Origin of the sequence: Pseudobacter sp., assembly GCF_051955275.1 — a bacterium.
In the GTDB taxonomy this organism is placed as follows: Bacteria; Bacteroidota; Bacteroidia; order Chitinophagales; family Chitinophagaceae; genus Pseudobacter.
On record NZ_JBQCGW010000307.1, the window covers coordinates 12,015 to 34,693 of the forward strand.

At 48.4% G+C, this 22,679-nt stretch carries 20 protein-coding genes; 11 read left to right on the top strand and 9 right to left on the bottom strand.

The annotated features are described in order from the left end of the window. Positions 1–103: 103 nt before the first annotated feature. The 7 genes from ACTHMC_RS27480 (at position 104) to trxA (ending at position 8,643) form a co-directional block, all read left to right on the top strand. On the top strand, positions 104–3,256 hold the full coding sequence (locus ACTHMC_RS27480) for a SusC/RagA family TonB-linked outer membrane protein (protein WP_440418269.1): 3,153 nt from the start codon (positions 104–106) through the stop codon (positions 3,254–3,256). A gap of 23 nt (positions 3,257–3,279) precedes the next feature. Beyond that, positions 3,280–4,755 (top strand): SusD/RagB family nutrient-binding outer membrane lipoprotein, encoded by a 1,476-nt coding sequence (locus ACTHMC_RS27485; RefSeq protein ID WP_440418270.1) that lies wholly within the window; start codon positions 3,280–3,282, stop codon positions 4,753–4,755. Positions 4,756–4,784: 29 nt separating this feature from the next. Continuing rightward, entirely contained in the window at positions 4,785–5,288 is a 504-nt protein-coding gene (locus tag ACTHMC_RS27490; protein ID WP_440418272.1) for a hypothetical protein, read from the top strand. A gap of 185 nt (positions 5,289–5,473) precedes the next feature. Beyond that, positions 5,474–6,862 (top strand): Gfo/Idh/MocA family protein, encoded by a 1,389-nt coding sequence (locus ACTHMC_RS27495; RefSeq protein ID WP_440418274.1) that lies wholly within the window; start codon positions 5,474–5,476, stop codon positions 6,860–6,862. Positions 6,863–7,005: 143 nt separating this feature from the next. Further along, positions 7,006–7,923, top strand: a complete 918-nt coding sequence (locus ACTHMC_RS27500; protein ID WP_440418275.1) for a DnaJ C-terminal domain-containing protein — start codon at positions 7,006–7,008, stop codon at positions 7,921–7,923. Between the two features lie 36 nt (positions 7,924–7,959). Further along, positions 7,960–8,337, top strand: coding sequence for a hypothetical protein (locus ACTHMC_RS27505; RefSeq protein WP_440418277.1), 378 nt, complete (start codon positions 7,960–7,962; stop codon positions 8,335–8,337). A gap of 9 nt (positions 8,338–8,346) precedes the next feature. Then, entirely contained in the window at positions 8,347–8,643 is a 297-nt protein-coding gene (gene trxA, locus ACTHMC_RS27510) for a thioredoxin (RefSeq protein ID WP_440418278.1), read from the top strand. A gap of 15 nt (positions 8,644–8,658) precedes the next feature. On the opposite strand, the gene ACTHMC_RS27515 is transcribed toward trxA, so the two are convergent. Then, on the bottom strand, positions 8,659–9,450 hold the full coding sequence (locus tag ACTHMC_RS27515; protein ID WP_440418280.1) for a polysaccharide deacetylase family protein: 792 nt from the start codon (positions 9,448–9,450) through the stop codon (positions 8,659–8,661). Positions 9,451–9,454: 4 nt separating this feature from the next. Then, positions 9,455–10,282: a glycosyltransferase family 2 protein gene (locus ACTHMC_RS27520; RefSeq protein WP_440418282.1), complete on the bottom strand. Its 828-nt coding sequence runs from the start codon at positions 10,280–10,282 to the stop codon at positions 9,455–9,457. 167 nt (positions 10,283–10,449) lie between these two features. Between ACTHMC_RS27520 and lepA the strand changes: the two genes are divergently transcribed. From lepA to ACTHMC_RS27540, 4 genes are all read left to right on the top strand, one after another. After that, positions 10,450–12,243 carry a translation elongation factor 4 gene (gene lepA, locus ACTHMC_RS27525; protein WP_440418284.1) on the top strand — a complete coding sequence of 598 codons (1,794 nt, stop codon included), beginning with the start codon at positions 10,450–10,452 and terminating at the stop codon, positions 12,241–12,243. 77 nt (positions 12,244–12,320) lie between these two features. Then, positions 12,321–12,827, top strand: coding sequence for a LemA family protein (locus ACTHMC_RS27530; RefSeq protein WP_440418286.1), 507 nt, complete (start codon positions 12,321–12,323; stop codon positions 12,825–12,827). Between the two features lie 142 nt (positions 12,828–12,969). After that, on the top strand, positions 12,970–14,445 hold the full coding sequence (locus tag ACTHMC_RS27535; RefSeq protein WP_440418288.1) for a hypothetical protein: 1,476 nt from the start codon (positions 12,970–12,972) through the stop codon (positions 14,443–14,445). Positions 14,446–14,521: 76 nt separating this feature from the next. Then, positions 14,522–16,321, top strand: a complete 1,800-nt coding sequence (locus ACTHMC_RS27540) for a cytochrome-c peroxidase (RefSeq protein WP_440418290.1) — start codon at positions 14,522–14,524, stop codon at positions 16,319–16,321. Positions 16,322–16,386: 65 nt separating this feature from the next. Here ACTHMC_RS27540 and ACTHMC_RS27545 read toward each other — a convergent pair whose 3' ends face one another. The 7 genes from ACTHMC_RS27545 to ACTHMC_RS27575 all read right to left on the bottom strand — a co-directional run bounded on the left by ACTHMC_RS27545 (position 16,387) and on the right by ACTHMC_RS27575 (position 22,668). After that, complete coding sequence (locus tag ACTHMC_RS27545) at positions 16,387–17,040, bottom strand: hypothetical protein (RefSeq protein ID WP_440418292.1); 654 nt, start codon at positions 17,038–17,040, stop codon at positions 16,387–16,389. Between the two features lie 158 nt (positions 17,041–17,198). After that, the gene (locus ACTHMC_RS27550) at positions 17,199–18,503 is read right to left on the bottom strand and encodes a hypothetical protein (protein WP_440418294.1); all 1,305 of its coding nucleotides are present in this window, start codon (positions 18,501–18,503) and stop codon (positions 17,199–17,201) included. Between the two features lie 176 nt (positions 18,504–18,679). Continuing rightward, positions 18,680–19,702 carry a hypothetical protein gene (locus tag ACTHMC_RS27555; RefSeq protein WP_440418296.1) on the bottom strand — a complete coding sequence of 341 codons (1,023 nt, stop codon included), beginning with the start codon at positions 19,700–19,702 and terminating at the stop codon, positions 18,680–18,682. A 76-nt stretch (positions 19,703–19,778) separates the two neighbouring features. Continuing rightward, positions 19,779–20,333: a D-glycero-alpha-D-manno-heptose-1,7-bisphosphate 7-phosphatase gene (locus ACTHMC_RS27560; protein WP_440418297.1), complete on the bottom strand. Its 555-nt coding sequence runs from the start codon at positions 20,331–20,333 to the stop codon at positions 19,779–19,781. 4 nt (positions 20,334–20,337) lie between these two features. Further along, the gene (locus tag ACTHMC_RS27565) at positions 20,338–21,042 is read right to left on the bottom strand and encodes a nucleotidyltransferase family protein (protein ID WP_440418299.1); all 705 of its coding nucleotides are present in this window, start codon (positions 21,040–21,042) and stop codon (positions 20,338–20,340) included. 1 nt (position 21,043) lies between these two features. Further along, positions 21,044–21,619 carry a D-sedoheptulose-7-phosphate isomerase gene (locus tag ACTHMC_RS27570; protein ID WP_440418300.1) on the bottom strand — a complete coding sequence of 192 codons (576 nt, stop codon included), beginning with the start codon at positions 21,617–21,619 and terminating at the stop codon, positions 21,044–21,046. A 26-nt stretch (positions 21,620–21,645) separates the two neighbouring features. After that, positions 21,646–22,668 carry a GHMP family kinase ATP-binding protein gene (locus ACTHMC_RS27575; RefSeq protein WP_440418301.1) on the bottom strand — a complete coding sequence of 341 codons (1,023 nt, stop codon included), beginning with the start codon at positions 22,666–22,668 and terminating at the stop codon, positions 21,646–21,648. Between the last annotated feature and the right edge of the window lie 11 nt (positions 22,669–22,679).

Sequence of the window (22,679 nt, forward strand, 5' to 3'; positions counted from 1 at the left end):
AATATTTAAAATTCATGCTTCGGGAACAAAACGCTGTTAAATAGAAGCGCATGCAGGCTAATTATTGCCTTACTGGAATTATTCCAAACAAAAATCGCAGGCAATGAAACGCTTATTACTTGTTTTTACATGTCTCCTGTCTGTATTGTTTGCCATTGCACAAACCAGAACAGTCACTGGTATCGTCAAAGACGAGAAAGGTGATCCGGTAGCAGCGGCATCAGTACGGGCCAAAGGAGCAAGATCCGGAACAACTACAAAAGGCGATGGTACATTTTCGCTGACGATCCCTCAGAATGCTCAGACACTTGTGATCTCTTCAGTAGGTTACACAGAGCAGGAGGTATCGCTTACACCCTCTTTAACTTATGATGTAACCCTCATTAAAAGCGCTGGACAGGAACTGAGCGAAGTGGTGGTTACAGCCCAGGGTATTAGTCGCGACCGACGGTCACTTGGCTATGCCACTCAAACACTTAAGGCTGACCAGATCGCCAACAAAGGCGAAGTAAACCTGGTGAATTCACTGCAGGGCAAGGTTGCCGGTGTAAATATCACCGGTGCTTCCGGTAGCCCGGGTGCCTCTTCAAACATAAATATCCGCGGTATCACGTCTTTCCTCGGTAGCAACCAACCGCTGTTTGTGGTAGATGGTGTTCCCGTTAGTAACGACCTCGACCGTACCAGCGGTGGTCCGATCTCTTCTCTGGGTGATGCACAGCCATCCAACCGTATTGCTGACCTTAACCTCAGCAATATCGAGTCTGTGAACGTACTGAAAGGACCAGCAGCGGCCGTACTGTATGGTTCACGTGCTTCCAATGGCGCCATCATCATCACTACCAAGAAAGGGGCAGGCGCCAGAGGCAGACTGGATATTTCACTGAGTAGTTCCTATTCCATCCAGAAGGTGAGTGGCCTCCCTGATTTCCAGGATGAATACGGCCAGGGCCTCAATGGTGTATACAACCCCATCAGCGGTAACTCCTATGGCCCCAAGTTCGGCACCACGCCAACCAGGGCCAATGGTCTGATCGATGCACAGGGAAACACTGTTCCCTTTCAACTTTATAAGGATAATATCAGGGATTTCTTTGAAACAGGAAATCTCAATGAGAATAACCTGAATATCAACTTCGGTGATGCCAACCAGAATGCCACACTCAATATCGGACACCTGGCGCAGCATGGTATCATTCCGGGTACTTCACTGAAAAGGACCAATATCCAGTTCGGTGGAAATACCACAATCGGAAAAATGAAACTGGGAGCTACCGTTACTTATGTAAATACGGGTAACCGCGGTGCTCTTGGCGGAAACAGCGCCGGTGGCGGTACAGGCTTCGGATACCTGGTGAATATCCCCAGAAGCTTTGATCTGCAGGCTTATGAGAACGACTGGAAGAACGCAGATGGTTCCCAGAAGTTCGCATTGCTCACCAATGGTATCGAGAACCCATATTTCACTGCACATGAAAACCCGGTTACAGGTAACCTCAGCAGGTTCCTTGGATCCGCCACTTTAAACTACGAGATCACCAGCTGGCTGAATGCCACCTACCGTTTCGGTGCAGACGTTTACTCTGACCGCCGCAAACAGATCTACGCAGTTACTTCCCGCGTTAAACCTAACGGTATGATCCTGGAAGATCAGTTCTTCCGTCAGGAGCTGAACAGCGATCTCTTCCTGACAGCCAAGAAACGCGATATCTTTACTGAAGGTCTGAATGCCACTGCCATGTTAGGCTGGGGCGTTAACCAACGTAAATACCAGAACGTTTCCGCACAGGGCGATGATCTTGTGATCCCCGGTTTCTATAACCTGAGCAACGCCACCGTTTTCACTAACGGTACCGGTGAAACCAATTCGCTCAGAAGACTGGTTGGTTATTATGGTCAGTTGTCTTTCGACTGGAACAATTACCTCTTCCTTGAACTGACAGCCCGTGTGGACCAGAGCTCTACACTGCCGAAGAACAAGAACACCTACCTGTATCCGGGCGGCGCCCTCAGCTTTGTATTCACTGATGCCTTCGACATTTCAAATGATATCCTTTCTTATGGTAAAGTACGCTTCAGCGCTGCCCAGGTGGGCCGCGATGCCGATCCTTACCAACTGACAAATGTATTTGTTAAGAATTCACTGGGTAACAACGTTGCAGGTGTGAACTTTCCCATTTCCGTGGGTGGTAGTTCCGTTGCCGGTTTCTCTCCCAGCAATATCATCCGCAGCGACCAGATCAAACCCGAGTTCACTACTTCCTATGAAGTTGGTCTGAACGTAGGCCTGTTCAAAAACAGGATCTCTATCGACGCGGCCTACTTCAATACAGTAAGTAAAGATCAGATCATCCAGGTGGCATTACCAGCATCTACCGGGTATTCAGCCCGTGTAGCCAACGTGGGTAAAATGACCAATAAGGGTATTGAACTGGCATTGACCGGTTCACCTGTAAATGGAAAGAACTTCCAGTGGGATGTGAGCGCCAACTATACCAGGATCAGGAACAAGGTGGTTGACATCTTCGAAGGTGTCGAGAATTTTGCCATCTCTTCCGGTCAGAGCTTTGGTGGTGTGGTTCCATCCATTGCCAAAGGATATGCTTATGGTGTGATCATCGGTAACAAATTCCCAAGAACACCAGACGGTCAGTTCATCATCAACCCGCTTACAGGCACTTATGCAGCAGGTGTAGGTAATTCTATTCTTTCCGATCCTAACCCTGACTGGTCAGCAGGTATTACCAATACATTCCGCTTCCGTGGAATAACCCTGCAATTCCTCTGGGATTACACAGCCGGCGGTGATATCTTCTCCTTCACTGTACCTGCCTTGCGCAGCTCCGGTGCTCTGAAAGAAACCGGTAAGAACAGGGATATGCCAATGATCATTCCCGGGGTGATCGAAGATCCTGCAGGATCCGGAAAATATGTTCCCAATACTATCCAGATCCCTGCGCAGGTATATTGGAGAGCTGGTGGTCTTGCTTCTGACCTGAGCGTATTCGATGCATCCGTTCTCAGGTTGCGCGAGCTCGCTCTGGGTTATGAGCTCCCATCATCCGTACTCCAAAAGACTCCGTTAAGTATGGTTCGCTTCACTGCGTTTGCCAGGAACCTCTGGTTCTATGCACCTAACTACGCAATGGATCCTGAAGTGAACACCCAGGGTGCCGGTAACCTTCGTGGCCTGGACCTCATGGGCGCACCCAATGCCAAAACAATGGGGCTGAGCTTGAAGGTTTCTTTTAAATAATTGAAAAGACTAATTCTATTGTTATGAATAATAAGATTTTCCTATGGTTGCTGTGCGCTCTCACGATCGTATCAGCAGGGTGTAGTAAAAGTGCATTTCTGGATATAAACACGGACCCGAACAATCCTTCAGATGTACCACCCAAAGTATTGTTACCATCCTCTACCATCACCCTCGCATTCGCCAATGCCAATGAACTGTCGCGCGTGGCCAGTACATTGATACAACATAATGCAGGCGTAGCCAACCAGGCAGTAGGTTTTGATATCTACAACCTGGATGGCAGCTTCGACAATTCATGGAACTTTGAAGTGTTTGCCGGTGCATTGCCTGTTATCCAGGCGCTGATCGACAAAACAGATACAACAGGCCTCGGCCCCAATTATGCAGGTATCGGTAAGATCCAGAAAGCATACCTGATTTCAAGGGCCACGGATATCTGGGGAGATGTTCCTTATTCCCAGGCGGGGCAGGGACTTACATTCCCTCAGCCAAGGTTCGACAAACAGGAAGATATTTACCAGGGCAATGCCGGCCTGGGCATTCAAAGCCTGTTCGACCTGGTGAAAGAAGGAATTGCCGATCTTAAAAAGACCACTCCGCAAGGTGGATTCGTTGTTGGCTCCGATGACCTGGTATACAATGGTGTGCTCAATAACTGGATCAGGGCAGGAAATACCCTGCTGCTGAAACTGGCTATCACAATTTCCAATGTGAATCCAACACTGGCCAAAAGCACTATCGATGCTGTGATTGCTGACAATATGTTTATCAGCTCAAATGCACAGGACCTTGATGTGCCTTTCGGATCTGCAGAAGGAAGCCAGAGCCCTCTGTATAGTTTCAATGAGGTGAACAGGCCTACCGATCTGATGCTGAGCACACGTTTCCTGAATCTGATGACAAGCCTGAATGCAGAGGAATACCTTGGCCAGCTGTACACACAGCCAACAGGAGCCTTTGTTTCCTTCGATAACGGAGCAGGTACCACGCCTCCGCCACTGGCCAACCGCTCAAAATACAATGAGTTTGTTGTAGGAAATGAGAACGATGGTTCCGTAGTTACATTGCTCAGCAATTCACAACGCGCCTTCATTCTTGCAGAAGCAGCACTGATACTCAATACTGCAGGTGATGAAAATGCATTGTTCCAGGAAGGTATCAGGGCTGCAATGCTGAAATCCGGGCTGACAAGCACACAGGTGGACGATTATTTTACTGCCAATCCTACTATTGTAAACCTCAGCGGCAGTACGGAAAACCAGCGGAAGCAGATCATCACCTGGAAATATATTTCCAATGTTGTTGATCCGCTGGAAGCTTATAATGATTACCGCAGAACAGGCTATCCTGTATTGCAGGTTGCTCTGAATGCTTCAGGCGATGATCCTTCGGTTATACCTAAACGTTATACATATCCTCCAAATGAAACATCGGCCAATCCGAATATTCCCAAGCCACGCCCGCTTACTAACCAGAAGGTTTGGTGGGGTAAATAAATCTGATCCATCAATTTAAATGAACAGAAATGAAAATCTTACAATATAGCTTGATTTGCTTTGTGCTGTTAGCGGGCTTTTCATCCTGCGAAAAGGATGGATTCGTTCCCCTGTCAGACGTCAGACCGGAAATTCCGATTGTTGTAACCAATGGTATGGAATTCCGCCCTGGTTTTACGGTAAGGGCTTCACGCGCTACCGGCGATATCAAATTCGACCTGGAAATTCCCGCTTCCAGCAACAGGTCCATTAAAGAGATCACCAATATTGTTGCAGGAACTACAGCCGGAAGGTTCTTTGGAAGAACACCCTCTACGGATTTTGTGTATATCACCACCCCGATAGCAGGCAGCGGCAATAAGGTAAGTTTCTCTACAACGCTTACCCAGTTCACTGCTAAAACAGGAAGGGTGGTACCAGCCAACAATGCTGCCAATGCAGTAGAACTGCCACTGCAGTTCTTCTTCTTAATAACACTGGATGATAATTCAACTTTAGTTTCCGAACCTGTAAGGGTTCTCGTTGTTCCTTGATAGTAACAACGCGTTTCTCTGCCATGCCGGGTACGCCCGGCATGGCAGTTGTAAACGGTCCCACGCATAAATCCGCATCATCACTTCCGGATACTTCCTTTTCTTTTCATTTACTTTCTTTTTTCTGTTCCGTTTATTGATTATTATGGTATTATTGTTGGTAATTCCACATTACAACTCATACCATGAACAGGAGAAATCTTATCAAATCATTGGGTATTGGCGTTGGCGCAGTTGTATTAAGTAAAGACGCCCTCGCAGACCTCGGTAATAACAAGTACGAGTATTCACTACCACTGAATCCGCTTCACAAGCCACTCGCAAAGCCGGTTACTGCTATCACCCTCGGTGCAGGAAGCCGGGGAAATGTATATGGAAATTTCGGGGCCAAATATCCAGACCAGCTGGATATCGTTGGCGTGGCCGAGCCTATACCACTCCGCAACCAACGCTATGCCGAAAAGCATAATATCCCCGACAGCAACCGTTTCAATACCTGGGAAGATGTGTTCAAACGTCCGAAGTTTGCAGATGCCATCATCATTACCACTCCGGATAACCTGCATTACGGACCCTGTATGAAAGCCCTGCAGATGGGATACGATATCCTGCTGGAAAAACCCATTGCACCTACAGAGAAGGAATGCAGGGATATCCTGGCGCTTGCTAAAAAGACCGGCCGCATCGTTGCCGTATGTCATGTGCTTCGCTATGCACCTTATTTTGTAAAAATGAAGGAACTGATCGGTCAGGGCGCCATCGGGGAAGTGATCAGTGTAGACCATTTTGAGCCCATCGAACATACACATATGGCACATTCCTATGTGCGCGGCAACTGGCATAATTCCAAAGCCACCACGCCGATACTGCTGGCAAAGTCATGCCATGATCTCGATATCATCAAATGGGTGATCGGCAAACAAAGCAGGCAGATCTCCGCCATGGGCGATCTCAAATGGTTCCGTAAAGAAAATGCTCCTGAAGGCAGCACTGCCCGCTGTACCGATGGCTGCGCGGTGGAGAAGACCTGTCCGTATTCCGCTATCCGCCAGTACTACGAAAAACGTCAGCGTTTGTATGTTTTCGATCTGCCGGATGAAAAAGAGAAACAACCTGCATTCATCATGGAGCAGCTGAAGACCACCAATTACGGGCGTTGTGTGTATCGAATGGACAATGATCAGCCGGATCACTATATCACAAATATAAGGTTTGCGGATAATGTGACCGCCGGTTTCAGCATGGAAGCCTTCACATCTTACCATGGAAGAAGAACCCGCATCATGGGCTCCATGGGAGATATGGTAGGGGATATGGAAGAACTGGTAGTAACGGACTTCCGGACAGGTAAAGCCACCAAACTGGTTCCCAAGGCAGAAGATGTGGATGATTACAAGAACAGCGGCCATGGGGGCGGCGACTGGGGGCTCGCGCGCGACTTTGTGCAGGCCGTGTCACAACAGAATCCCAGCCTGCTTACCAGCACCATCGATGACAGCATCGAGAGCCATATCATGGCCTTTATGGCGGAAGCCAGCCGTAAGACCGACAAGGTGATGTCCATTAAAATGTAATAAAATCATCATAGTGCGTACCGGCATGTTCATTGGAATATGCCGGTATTTTTGTAAATTGGAGATACAACTGAAAGAACCCTTTCACAAACCCACTCGTAGCTCTACCCGGAGTTCTATTCTCTCATAAAATACCAAGCAAGGTGGCCAGAGATTATTATGCCATACTGGGAGTCAGCAAGGATGCTTCCGAAGCGGATATCAAGAAAGCCTATCGAAAACTGGCGGTGAAATATCATCCTGACAAGAACCCAGATAACAAAGAAGCGGAGAACAGATTCAAAGAGATCAATGAAGCATATGAAGTAATATCCGATCCCGATAAAAGAAAGAAATACGATCAGTTCGGGGAGAACTGGAACCGTGTGAATGAACAGGGGCCACCACCGGGCGGTGGCGGACAGTACCAGTATTATGGTGGTGATGCCGGTGGTGGTGGCTTTAACTTTGAAGGTGATCCCAATGATATCTTCGAATCCTTTTTCGGAGGAAGCGGTGGTTTCGGCGGTGGAAGAAGAAATGGAAAGATGAAAGGGGGGGATTTCCAGAGTGAGACCACTATCACACTGGAAGAAGCATTCCACGGAACATCCCGCTTGTTGCAGCTGGAAGGCCAGAAACTGCGGATCAAACTCAAGCCCGGCAGTTATGAAGGCCTTGTGATCAAACTCGCGGGCAAAGGCGCTCCGGGCCGGAATGGTGGCCCCGCAGGTGATTTGTTTATCACCATCCATGTGATGCCCAATGCACAGTTCAGAAGGGATGGCAATAACCTGGCGCAAACTGTGAATATAGATCTGTTCACGGCCGTGCTCGGTGGAAAGCAGGAAGTGGAAACGCTCACGGGAAAGATCAGCATCACCATTCCTGCCGGCACGCAGAATGGAAAAATACTGCGGATCAAAAGCAAGGGGATGCCGGTGTATGGTCAGACAGACCAGTTTGGGGACCTGCTGCTGGAGATCCATGTGAACATTCCCCAACAACTGACTGAAGAGCAAAAAAAATTATTCAAACAGTTGCAGGCCAGCTTCGATCCATCGAAGGCTTTTAGCTCCTGAAACGATAAACGGATTTATTGAATTAAACTGAGTCAGATGGAAACCAACACAATTACACAAAGCATCATCCCGCATTTCTTTACGAATGACGATTATGAATCTGTAATGGACGCGGTGGCGGACAGGATCATCTGCAGCCATCTCACACATTATGCGAGTTCGCTGCTGGGACAGGATCTGTTTGAGGAAGATGAACTGGAACTGGCATTGCAAAAGGCCATGGAAACCTGCACGGCCGCAGGTATGCCGCTGAGCAATCATTTCCGGATGATCTATATCAGTGTTGGCGGCAATCTGCGCCGCGACTGGCTGGTGTCTGATCTTGGTTTCCACCTGGTGATCCTGAATAAAGAAGTGACAAGCCCTTTAGCGGCCCGGCTGAAGATAGAAGTGCTTACAAGAACCGTTCATTAAATTTGTGAGATGGAAACATTCAATCAACTGATACAATCCGGTAGCCCGGTACTGGTGGATTTTTATGCGGACTGGTGCGGTCCCTGCAAGGCAATGGCACCGGTGGTAAAAGAAGTGGCAGATGCCGTGAGAGGTAAAGCCAGGGTAGTGAAAGTGAATATCGATAAGAATCAGGCAGCAGCTCAGCAGTTCCAGGTACAGGCGGTGCCTACTTTTATTTTGTTCAAGAACGGAAAGGTATTGTGGAGGCATCCGGGGATGATCGATAAGACTTCACTGGTGGGAATCATTGAAAAGAATTCCTGATCATTCCGGTTTCTATTACATCAAAGCCTTTCCTCTTTTCACCAGCTTTACAAAATCTTCAAAGCTATTGTCGCCCCTGATATCAAGTCTTTCTACCAGCAACGGCTTTTTCAGTGGCATCGGATTCAGGCGGTTGCCGATGCGGAAAGCGAGTACCACACCGCTCTGGTTGAGCATTTCAAGGAAGGACCTCAGTTTTACAGGATTCTTTTTGGGATAAGCGCCGTAAGGAAAGGCCAGGCAGGGTTGATAAGGGATTCCTTGTGATTGAAGCCAGTCGCCGGTTTTCCGGATATCTTCACTCACTTCCGCAGGAGATAATTTTTTATAACTCTGATGGTCATACGAATGCAGCCCGTACTCCACCAGTGCCGGGTTCATTCTTTTCAATTCCTGCAGATCCAGGTATACATTATCAGCCTGCTGCTGTTGCTGCTGCAGGTATCCGGGAACCAGGAAGATATTCGCTTTCATGCCCAGGTGTTGCAGGATGGGGTACATCACTTCGAAATTGTCTTTGTATCCATCATCGAAAGTGATGAGAACAGGGCGGGGGGGAAGTGCTGTTCCTTCTTTCACATAATTAACCAGGTCACTCAACAGGATGGGGGTATAGCCTTCTTTCTTCAGATATTTCCATTGTGCACTCAGCTGATCTGAGGTGACAGTTAGAAAATCTTTCTCTCCGTACCCGGAAACTTTGTGGTACATGAGAACACGGAGACAGGGGCCGGCGGGGCGGCTCATTTTAAGAAAAAGAAAAGTAACCAGTCCGAGGATAGCTACCATCAGAATATACCAGTACATCATATCAGGCTTTGGAAAGGGAAGGGGTTGCAATGGTTGCGTGCTGACGGCAGGTCTGACGCAGTTCTTTTAACTTGACGTGTTTGGAAAAATGGTAATAGGTGGAAAAAACGGACCAGTAGAATCCTTTCACACCGTTCAGCATATTCCGCTCCAGGAAATAATACTTGATAAAATTGAAGGGCAACCCCAGCAGGATCACGGCCATCGGTTTATCTTTTCCCTTACTGAAGGCCATTTCCGCAGAAAGGGTGCTGTAGCGGTTGTTCTTTTCCAGGCACTGGTGGAGGCTGGTGTAACTGTAATGAAGGATGATATGGTTCAGTTTCTTCACGGGGCCGGTCACTTTGATGGCCTCATGCACTTTATCATTGTTGAAACCGCCCTGCTGTTTATTGAACAGCCGGGTGAAATACCGGCCGCTCTCTTTTCCGTGTTTGAACTCCTTTCCAAGGAATACCAGGTTCATGCGGAAGCTGAACCCGCTATGGGAGCGGGCTTCCCCGGCAGGAAGCTCCATGATCTCCTGTACCAGCTCATCGCTGAGCACTTCATCCGCGTCGATGCAAAGTACCCAGTCGTGTGTAGCCTGCGCCACCGCAAAGCGTTTCTGGGAGCCATATCCTTCAAATTCCTTGAAATAAACAGCGCAATTGAATTCCCGGCAGATATTCACGGTATTGTCGGTACTGTAGCTGTCTACGATCACAATTTCATCGCACCAGTGCAGCTTTTGCAGGGTCCTTCTGATATTCGCCTCTTCATTATAGGTGATTATCACGGCACTTACCTTTCCAAACCTGGGGTTTTGCTGATCCGTTATCCTGTTCATATTACCCTAAAAACAGGCGGATGTGGGTATACCCCTATGCCGGGAGCCCTGTTTTTTGCCCGGAACCCCTCCGGGAAAAACCGCCAAAATCAGTTACCTTTGCGTCCGCCCTCGCTAGAGTAATGGCAGCCGACGGCTGCCCCTGAAAATGAAGGCATAAGGAAACAATGAAGAATATCAGAAATTTCTGCATCATCGCGCATATCGACCACGGTAAAAGTACCCTGGCTGACCGTTTATTGCAAGCCACCAATACCATCTCCGAAAGGGAGATGATGGACCAGGTACTGGACGATATGGATCTCGAAAGGGAAAAGGGCATTACCATCAAGAGCAAGGCCATCCAGATCAATTACAAACACACTGATGGGCAGGAATACATCCTGAACCTTATCGATACTCCGGGCCACGTTGACTTCAGCTATGAAGTGAGCCGCGCCCTGGCCGCCTGCGAAGGCGCCCTGCTGCTGGTTGATGCCACCCAGGGCATCCAGGCACAGACCATCTCCAATCTTTACCTGGCCATCGACAACGATCTCGAGATCATCCCCGTGATCAACAAGATCGATATGGACGGAGCCATGATCGAGGAAGTACAGGACCAGATCATCGACCTGATCGGCTGCAAAGTGGAGGATATCCTCCTGGCCTCCGGCCGCGCCGGTATCGGTATCGACGGTATCCTGGCCGCTATCGTAGACAAGATCCCCGCACCGGAAGGAGATCCCGAAGCACCCCTCCAGGCACTGATCTTCGACTCTGTTTATAACTCTTTCCGTGGTATCATCGTTTATTACAGGATCCTGAACGGGGTATTGAAGAAAGGCGACAAGGTGAAATTCGTTTCTACAGAAACGGAATACGAAGCCGATGAGGTAGGGGTGCTCAAGCTCAGCCTCAGCCCCCGTAAAGAAGTGCGCGCAGGAGATGTAGGATATATCATCACCGGTATCAAAAATGCCAAAGAGGTGAAAGTGGGTGATACGCTTACGCTTGCCAACAACAGCAATACCGTTGCCATCAAAGGTTTTGAAGAAGTGAAACCGATGGTATTCGCCGGTATCTTCCCGGTAGAAACAGACGATTTTGAAGAGCTCCGCGATTGCATGGACAAGCTCCAGCTCAACGATGCCTCTCTTACATACGAACTCGAGACCTCACAGGCCCTCGGTTTCGGTTTCCGTTGCGGATTCCTTGGAATGCTGCACATGGAGATCATCCAGGAAAGGCTGGAGCGCGAATTCAACCAGACTGTGATCACCACCGTACCGAACGTAGGCTTTATCGGCTACACTACCCGCGGTGAAAAGATCATCATCAACAACCCCAGTGAAATGCCGGAGCCAACGCAGCTCGACCGTTGTGAGGAGCCTTTCATCAAAGCACAGATCATCACCAAGCCCGAATACATCGGAAATATCATGACGCTCTGCCTCGGCAAGCGCGGTATCCTTATCAACCAGAGCTACCTCACGCAAACCCGTGTGGAGCTGATCTTTGAGATGCCGATGACTGAGATCGTGTTCGACTTCTATGATAAACTGAAGAGCCAGACCCGTGGTTATGCCAGCTTCGATTACCATCCGATCGGTCACCGGGAGAGCGATATCGTGAAAATGGATATCCTGCTGAACGGAGATAAAGTGGATGCCCTGAGCGCCCTGATCCACCGCGGCCGCGCGGAAGACTTTGGTCGCAAGCTCTGCGAAAAGCTGAAAGAGCTGCTGACCCGTCACCAGTTCCAGATCGCGATCCAGGCTGCTATTGGCGCCAAGATCGTGGCCCGTGAGACCATCTCCGCATTACGGAAAGACGTAACCGCCAAGTGTTATGGTGGTGATATCAGCCGTAAGCGTAAACTTTTGGAGAAGCAGAAAGAGGGTAAGAAGAGGATGAGGCAGATCGGAAACGTAGAAGTTCCGCAGGAGGCGTTTTTGGCGGTGTTAAAGCTGAATGATTGATATTTCAGAACGCAAATATTTGTAGATCGCCCGCATAACAAGCGGGCGATTTGCGTTTTAAATAAAACCTTATCGCTATGATAAAAGTACTCTCCGTAATATTGATGACGCTGATCCTGGCTCCCCGGCCAGCGGTGGCCCAGTCCGTTCCGGCAGAACTGAAATTGGAATGGATGAAACTGGCCAGTGATCTGAACCGCCGTAATAAAATTGTAATAGCAATGGCTGAAGAGCTGAAAAAAGACAGATTGGATGGTAAAGGAAAATTGAAAACGATGAAGGCAAATGCAACATCCTTCCGTAAATTTCTGCATTCACTTCTATATAACAAAGATGTTGTAATAAAGTCCAAAAAGTACTCGGATAAGCTCACAAGCTCAATGGGTGAGGTTCTGGTGAGGGTAGAAAAATTCCCGAAAATCAGAGCCAGGCAAAAGTTCCAGGACCTCATGAAACAACTTGAGGGTACAGAGAACAGGATTAAAGCTTCAGTACATAATTACAATGAGTATTGTAAGAATTATGACAAAGCTGACCTGGTGTATCCGGAAGTAAGTCAGCCGTCCCCGAATGTGAAGTTCTGAACTGCTGATCAATGCTATGAAATCTTCCTGCTGAATGGCCGATTCCTTTAATTTCTTAATTCATTTAATACTTACATAACAATCCACTAATATTGGCCTAACAAGTCACCGATAGTTTTGCCGCAAATCATAACCGGCAACCATGAACAAAACTATCTCCTGCCTGATGGCCTGTGGCCTCATTGTAAGTTTTTCAAACTGTAACGACAAAGACGGGAATCCTGACCTGGCAGTCAACCCAAACATCGTATTCGCCAACCATTCCAAAGAGCCTGCATTCGTATTTGGCATGCCCGGCTTTGAAAATCTCACCATCAACACTCTCATTTCCAGCTCAGATGTGCTGAGCGGAACACCAGGTTTCGTATTCGCCGGCCAGCCTGATGGCGCCGGTTACATGAAAGACCCTGCTTCTGACGGCTACCTGATGATCACCAATCATGAGATCACACAATCCGTTTCAAGGGTGTATCTCGACAAAACCTTCAAACCCGTAAAAGGGGAATATATCGTTGACGGTATCGGCGGCATCACCAGGCTTTGCTCAGCCACTCTTACCGATACAAAAACACATGGCTTCTCAGCATTCCTTACTGCCGGTGAATCAGGTGAAGAAAGCATGGTGCATGCTATCGATCCGCTTGGACCGGTAAGCTCCAAATCAAGTAAAACGCGTGTGAAACCAGCACTGGGCAAAGCCAGCATGGAGAATGCCGTTGCCCTGCCTTCCGATGTGTCTTCAGGTAAAACGTATATCATCATCGGCGAAGACCAGTCGTACAGCTCCAGCCATCAGTCGGCCGGACAACTGATCATGTATGTGTCCGATAAAGTTGGTGACCTGGATAATGGCAAACTTTACACCCTTAAAAGGACCAATGATAATTATACCGAAACGGATATGACAAAGGGAAATTCTTACGATGTACAATTCGTGGAAATTCCCGATGCCAAAAACAAGACCGGCAAAGAGATCAACCAGGCCAATATCGATAACAAAGCGATCCGTTTCTCCCGTGTTGAAGATGTGGATTATCGCAAAGGTGCAGGCAAGGGCAGAGAGATCTATTTCACGGCTACCGGAGAATCTTCCGATGGAGTAAACCCGAAGGCTGGTCTCACCATGTGGGGACGTATCTACAAACTGGTGCTTAATTCCAACAACATGCTCACAGGCAAGCTGGAAGTGGTGGCAGAAGGAGATTCCAAACCCGGAAAGGACCTCATCAACCCTGACAATATCTGTGTAACCGATAACTACGTGTACATCCAGGAAGACGGGGACTCTTACTATCCTGCAGCGGAGCACGACAGCTATATATGGCAGCTGAATATAGAGACCAAACAATACAAACCCTGGCTCAATATGAAGCACAACAGAACAGATGCAGCCTGGCAGACCTCTTACAACCAGAGTGGTAACCTGCAGAAATTCGGCTCATGGGAATTCGGAGCCATGGTGGATATTTCCGATCTGATCGGTGTGCCCAACACATTTGCGGTAAACATCCACTCACATACCTGGCAGGATAATAAATTCATGAACGCCGATGGCGCTGGTGTGAACACCAACAAAGAAGGCGGTCAGGTAGTAATTATCAGGAACGTTCAGAAATAAAATACGCAATCAATCCAGCACCGGTAACATGCATTGCCGGTGCTTTTATATTTATCATTCCACAAAACTGCAGCTCTTGAAATCCTTCAGCATTCTAGCTTCGCTGGTAACAGCCGTGATCATACTGGCACATTGTACAGGCAATGATGAGAACAAAGTTTCAGCAACTGATGCTATCAGGCAATCTGTTCTTGCCACCAATCTGGCCTTCGGTAAACAGTTGCTGGAACTATCCCAGGCGGTTTCGCAAACTGCGCCGGATGCGGCTGTTCAGCAATCGTTCCAGGAGCTGCGACGCCTTTACAAAAAAATGGAATGGGCCGTGGCCTACTTCATGCCCGGAACGGCCAGGTTCACCAACGGGCCTGCCCTGGATGAAATTGAAATGGAAGAAAATACCGTACTGGAAGCGGAAGGGTTACAGGTGTTGGAAGAAAAGATATATCCTACTGTTGATACAACGGAGAGAACTGAAATGCAGAGAATGATAAAAAAGCTCTCCAACAAATCCCAGAGTATCGATGCTTATTTCGAAGTGAATGAGATCACATCCTCACAACTCATGGATGCCCTGCGCAATCAGGTTTTCAGGATCACTACACTTGGCATCACTGGTTTTGATACCCCGGTTTCGGGAACAGCTCTGACTGAAGCGCAATGGTCGCTGGAATCGCTTTCAGACGTGCTGGTGAGATCAAAGGATTTGCTGAAGCAATCCGCGATGGTGGATACGGTCTGCAGCCATATTGCAGCGGCAGCGCATGTGCTGGCAACGGCCACAGACAGGAATGAGTTCAATTACCTGGCATTCATACAAACTCATCTGAACAGGATCTCCAAGGATGTACTGCAACTCAGGGTAGCAGCGGGTATTCAACCGGTGGCAGTCACCAAGGCCATTCGGGATGACGCCACCACACTTTTTGAAGAAAACAGTTTCAACCCTGATGCATTTGTACCGGGAGCAGAATATAAACAAACAGCAGCCAGGGCCCGGCTTGGCAAAACCTTGTTCTCCGACAATATATTATCGGGTGATGGTTCCCGTTCCTGTGCATCCTGCCATCAGGCATCCCTGGCATTCTCTGACGGACTGAAGGCCGCTACTGCTCTGAAAGGCGCTCCATTGCTGCGGAATACGCCTTCCTTAAGCTATTCCAATTTCCAGCATGGTCAGTTCTGGGATATGCGCCGCCCGGATCTGGAAACACAGGCGGAGGATGTGATCAGCAACAAAGATGAGATGCATGGCTCGCTGAAGAAAATCGTTGCCAAATTGAATACGGACAGCAGCTACCGGGCTCAGTTCAGGACTATTTACAATACAGATTCCATTGCAAACTGGCAGGTACAGAATGTACTGGCAGCGTATATCCGATCACTTTCGGGCTTTCAATCAAACTTCGACAGATACATGCGTGGTGATGCTTCAGCCATGAATGCAGACCAGCAAGCTGGTTTCAATGTATTTGTTGGAAAAGGGAAATGTGCCACCTGTCATTTTATTCCTTTGTTCAACGGAACGGTGCCTCCGGAGTTTACCAAAACGGAATCTGAAGTGCTTGGCATTGCTAAAGACTTCCGCAATCAACAGCCAGATACAGATCCCGGCCGTGGCAGGTTTCATGGAACTGTTGAGCAGTTGCAATATGCATTCAAAACGCCCACATTACGAAATATTTCAAAGACAGCTCCGTATATGCATAACGGCGGTTACACGACACTTCAACAGGTCATGGAGTTTTATAACGAAGGAGGCGGGGCAGGACTGGGGTTCAGGGTGTCCAATCAAACGCTGCCGGCAGATAAGCTGAACCTGACGAAAAGGGAGATGGAACTGATCATTCAGTTCATGGAGACTTTGTCGGATCAGTAAGTGCGACTGTTTTCTTAGTTTAGGCAATGTATTTATCCTGTTTCCAGGAACTGCCAGACCTGGGCTTAAAAACTCCTCCTCGTCTCCTTCCCATCCACCTTATTATATCTCTTTACCGCTGCCACATATCTCTTCTCCAGATACATCACATGGCATTTCTCAATATTCTTAAATAACGGGAATAATTTCTTCGGGTCCCAGGCTTCCAATGGCCCGTCTTCCACCTGCATGGCCAGGATGGCTATAATGGTAGCATCATTGGTTGCCTGGTCTTTTTCGGAGAAAGGAGAGTACAGTTTTATCCGCCCATCTATAATTTTGAAGAACCAGTAGCCGCCATGAGAAAACCCTGAGATCACGCCGATATCCGGTCCTTTGCGCATAAGCGAAAGCGTAGAGTCTGCATAGATCCGCTGCTCGCGGGCCGGATCTGATTTGGATCTGCTTTTATCAGTATACAGCAGATATGTTTTGTTAACTGTGGTATCCAGATGGATCTTTGAGTTAACTTCCAGCCGGGTGCTGTCAATGAATAATACATGATAGTTATGCTTTGCGTTCCTGATCTCACGTTGCAGGTTAACCGGTAATACCTGGAAGTCCAGTATTTTTCTCAGCGTGCTTTTGGTGGTATCCTTTGGTGGCTTGCCGAACTGGGCAGAAACGGAGGTGCAGCAGAGCAAGATAAGTACGGGCAGCATAAATCTGATTAGGCGCATTGAAACGGTAGTTTATCCTCAAATATCATTAAAAAACTGTTCTCAGCACCTTGTCAGCGGCCAATGAAGTGAATGTTGCAAAGATATGCCTTGAATATAACCAGGTCCATGAGCCATTGGAAATATGTTACAATAAACCTATAGGCAGATTGCACCTCTTACATTGATCTCACCACCTTAAACGTCAAGGTCAGATCCTTTGCCCTCGCTCCACATTCTCCGTCTGACAGATACACATTACCTGAATAGGTGCCTTCCGCCACCTCCCCAATGGCCGGCCATACGTCAAGATATACATTGGAAGGAGAAAATTTCAATTCTCCTGCCTGGCCGCATTCAAAGTAAGAGGTGGAATAATTAGGGCCATCCTCACCCGGAGGGGCCAGTACATTTACCGAAGCTTTATTGGGAAAAAAGATCTGTCCACAGGGATAAGCTCCTTTGGCATTGGCTGAAATCACCAGCGTGATCTCGCCACTGGCATCACTGGCCCTGATGCCAATATTGCCATTGATACCGGTAATCACCACTTTTTCTCCAAAGAACCCGAAAGGAATACCATCAAATGTACCTGTGAGCATATTATCCGATACTACCAGGTTGATGAACAATATCATCTTCCCCGTCCGTCTTATACCACCCGGCGCAGATGGATCTTTGATATGATTGAAGCCTTCCACCTCCATTGCTATTTCAACGAATTCAACCGTGGTTACCGTTTCCGGTGCTGTATACTCGGCACTGGTTTCAAAACCTCTGCCACCCTTGATTGCTATCAGCGTACCTGGGCCTTTCAGTTTTTCCCAGTTGCCCATTGACGTTAGTTTCGACAGCTCTGCATCCGTTAACGGTAATGGAGCCAGCATTTCGTCTTCTGTAACTGCCAGAACGGTAAGCAGGATCTTCTCTTTGGTCCGGAGAAGGGTTTTGGGAGTAGTTATCTCAAAGCCACCGGTTTTGACCCAGTCGCTGAAATGTGTGGTTTCCACCGTGAGGGTCTGGTTTTGTTTGTCAAGGCGGCAGGGTTCAACTTTCCAACTGCCTTCTGGTGTCTGCCAGGCAACGGTCATCAGATCCTCTGCTGTGCCGTTAAGATCATCTTCATCGTAATTGAATACCAGCTGCACCGGTTTGGCAAACGTTGTGCCTTCGGGCAGCAATCTGTAAGCACTGCGCTTATCATCGCCTTCATGAAGTGTGTTGGTAATGGGTTGGATAGTAAAGGTTGTATTCTGCTGTACTGAACCCTGCGGCACCACTATCCTTATCTTCCCATCACCGCTCTCCAGCTCGCCGCCAATTATTCCGATCTGCTTTGATACGGAAGCACCCCTGGCAATTCCTTTGGCTGTAACAATTGGCTCAGCGGGTATTTCCGGTCCGTTACTTGCTGATTTCTTACAGGCCACGGATAACAGGCAGGCCAAAGTGCTAATTACCGTCATCAGTTGCTTCACGCTCATATATTGTCGTTTGCCTGCGAAAATAGTCCGCTGCCGCAAAGCCGTTGACCTGTGCCTGCTCAAGTGCATAGTAAGCCTGCTGATTCGCATGAAAACCGTGATGCCTGATCTGCTAAAAGGACGTTTTACGAAGATGAACGCATAAAAAAAGCGTCCCGGAGGACGCTATTCTTATATCAGGGTTTTCTTTTTATCGGACTTGGCGGAGCACCGCTGCTTCCATTTTTCTTCCTTTCTTTCTCATAATTCTTCCGGCTTTGCTCTTCCAGCTTCTGCTCATCCCTGTTTCCTGCATCATCCAGCATCTTCGCATCCATCGGGAATTGTCCGTCTTTCAATTTCTGATTGAAGAACTTGGTAATATGCACCCACTTTCCGTTCTTCCATTTAAACGCCTCGTAATCGCCATCAGGCACATAGGTGGCTTTCCTGTCCGGTTCATCTGTTTCCGAGATCAGGTGATCCACCACGATCAAATCTAACTCCGGATCATAATTGAAAAATGCTTTCGCTTCTTTTTTATACTCGATGCTGAAACGATGCTGTGGAGCGCGTTTGGCCGAGTCTTCTTCAAAAGAGATCAGGTTGCCGCCAAAAACAGGATTTCCATTGTCAAACGACAAAACTTCCATCCATTTTTTGGAACTGGCCACACTGTATTCATCAAAGCCAAGTAGGGTATAATATTTCCTGCCTTTGTATTCTTTCAGGATGATCTTATAGTAAATAGCGCCGATCCAGTTTTCGTTGTTGCGCACAGAATCCATCGGATTTTTGGTGAACATGCTGCGATCATACAGCGGGATCAGTTTCAGTTTGCCATCAGGTGTGCGCATCTGGATAGCGCCTTTCTGCATGATCACATACTCATCTTTCTTCCATTGCCAGGTGAAGATCCTGAAAGCACTGTCAGGTGCATATACTTTGGAAATATTCACAGAATCGAAAGGGTAGTAGAAGGAGTTGGGAACTTGCAGTGAACGCACAAAGCTGCGTACAAAAAGACTATCGAAGCGCAGGCGGGCAGCTGCTTCCTGGGCCATCACCATCTGCCTGCTGAATTCTTTCAGACTGTCTTCCTTCAGCTTCAGCGTGGCTTTACCTGCGGCAGTTAATTTCTGCGCATGCAGCTGTGAAGCAGGCAGGGCAACGGTCAGCAAAACGGCCGTAAACAACCTGTAACAAAGGGCTCGATTCATAATTATACTTTTCCGGTGAGGGCAAAGGTACGATCCCTTTACCAAAGCATGCAAACGGCAAACCTTTGGGAAAATTTTATGCCAATTGCAAAGTTTTTGCAAAATCCGCGAGGTCATTGAAAGCCAGGTCGATCGCGGGATCTGGGCCCTGTTCAGGATGGGTGCAGCGCACATATACAGTGTGCATGCCGGCATTCCTGCCGAAGTTCATATCGCTGAGCTTATTGCCTACAATGAGGGAGCGGTTGAAATCGATCTCAGGATAATCGCGTTTGGCGCTGAAGGCCATACCCGGATTGGGCTTGCGGCAGGGATCTTCTTTGTCTTTGGCAGGACAGTAATAGATCTTATCTATGCGGCCACCAGCCTGCTGCATGGCTGCCAGCATATTGTCGTGTATATGCTTAAGATCAGCATCGGTCATCAGACCGCGGCCGATGCCACGCTGGTTGGTCACCATCACAATTCTTCCGAAACGGTCATTGAGCATTTTCATTGCTTCCAGCACACCATCGTAAAACCTGAACTCCTCCCAGTTGTAGATATAATCTTCTTTCTTCTCGTGATTGATCACTCCGTCACGGTCCAGGAACAGTGTCCATGTTTTGTCGATGCGTTGCAGGTCCAGCATAATCTTAAAATACCTTGTTGATGAATTCGCGGTTGGCGAGTTCGTAGTCTGATGGAATCCCGATATCGATGAAATATTCATCCTGCACCATTCCATACATCCTTTGCTGGTTGTAGTACTGCTGCAGGTAATCGATCTCGAAGGAGAACTTTTCCGGGAAGGGCAGCTGCATGAAGGCCGGCACATGCAAGGCATATACGCCGCCATTGATCAGCCCTTCTGTATAATGTTGTTTCTCTTTGAAGCTTTCAATGCGATGATCGGGATGCAGGCTTACCACACCGTAGCGGTCGAAATCCTTCATCGGCTTCAAAGCCAGTGTGCAATCCGATTCATTGATCTGGTGGAAGGCGGAGAGGTCTTCCAGTTTCACCGTGAAAATGGTATCACCGTTGAGCACCAGTACGTCATTGCTTTTCGCCAGCGAGCAGGCCATTTTGATAGCGCCGCCGGTACCGAGCGGTTCTTTTTCCACGCTGATGGCCACTTCCAGGTCGGGATACTGTTCCGCCACATAGGTTTCGATGGCTTCATGCATATAGCCCAACGCCAGTACGATGCGCTCGATGCCCTGAACCCGGTAATAATCGATCACCCAGCCCAGGAAGGGCTTGCCGGCCACCGGGGCCATGCATTTGGGAAGATCGGGCACGGCGCTGCGAAGCCTCGTGCCCAATCCGCCTGCCAGTATGATGCATTCGCGGATCATACTAAGCGAAATATTTTTCTTCCACCAGCTGGCAGTAGATATGTCCGAGGAGGATATGACTTTCCTGGATGCGTGGTGTGTCTTTGGAAGGCACATTCACCAGGTAGTCGCTGAGTTCTTTCATTTTTCCACCGGTCTCGCCAGTGAAGCCAACAGTGATCACACCTCTTTCGCGGGCTGTTTCAAAGGCTTTCACAATATTGCCGGAATTGCCGGAGGTAGAGAGGCCGATCAGCACGTCGCCTTTGTTACAGATGCCTTTTACCAGGCGGGAATACACCACATCATAGCTGTAATCATTGGCTACAGCGGTCATGTAGCTGGTGTTCACGTGCAGCGCCTCAGCGGGGAGAGCGTCACGGTCTTTATAGAAACGGCCGGAGAATTCAGCAGCCAGGTGCTGTGCATCGGCAGCGCTTCCGCCATTGCCGCAGAAATACACGCGATTGCCGTTCTTCAGTGCTTCAACGGTGATAGTGGTGATGTCTTCAATGGCTTTCAGTATCGCCTGATCCTGCAGTACTTTGTTCTTTACTTCGATGGATGCTGAAATGATATTCTTAATCTGGTCTTGCATATCTTGGTTTTTAGAATAGATGTTCTTTAAATGGTCCAGGTTGTCAATCCGTGCTTAACAAACTGGTAATTTTTCACGTAGCCGCCGAACTGCGACAATGCCGCTTCCACAGCGTATTTGGTGGTGCCGGGGCAATAGAAGGTCATGAAACCGCCGCCACCTGCGCCGGAGATCTTGCCTCCCGTAGCGCCTGCGTTCTTTGCGGTGCTGTAAATATCGTCCATCAGGCTGTTGCTGATGCCCTCGGCCATTTGTTTTTTTTGCTGGAAACCGAAGTCCAGGATATTGCCCACCTCATGCACTTTGCCTTTCAGCAGGGCTTCCTTCATCATCTGGGCCTGCGCCTTGAGCTGGTGCATGGCTTCGATGGATTTCTCTTGTTTATTCACCACGTTCTGGCTCTGCTTTTCGATGATCCTGGCTGATTCGCGGCTGGTGCTGGTATAGTACAGGAGGAGATTGTTCTCCAGTTCAAAGAGGTATTGCTGTTTGATGCGAAGCGGGTTCACGATCACTTTCTCTTCTGCATAGAATTCCATGTAGTTCACACCTCCGAAAGTGGCTGCGTACTGATCCTGGCGGCCACCGGCCATGTTGAGATCCTTACGCTCTATTTCATAAGCCAGGTGCGCGATATCATATTCCCCCAGGGGCAATCTGAGGAATTCGGCAAAAGCGCCGATGATGGCCACCACAAGGGTAGAAGAAGTGCCCAGTCCGGAACCGGCAGGTGCGTCTACATAGGTACTGAGGCGGAAGCCACATTCTGGGATCCCGAAATCACGTTGTATACGGTTGTATACACCGGTGAGCAGGTCCAACTTGCCTTGCAGGGGTAACTGCTTCGCATAGTCGAAGCTGATGGATTCTTTACGGTCGAGCGCTTCGAATACAAGTTTCTTTTCGGTCAGCGGCTCGATATTGGCGTAAGCGTACAGTGATACAGTGGCATTGAGAATAGCGCCATTGTACAGGTCGCAATACGGGCTTACATCTGTGCCGCCACCGGCAAGGCCTATACGAAGTGGTGCTTTACTTCTGTAGATCATGAGTTTACTGG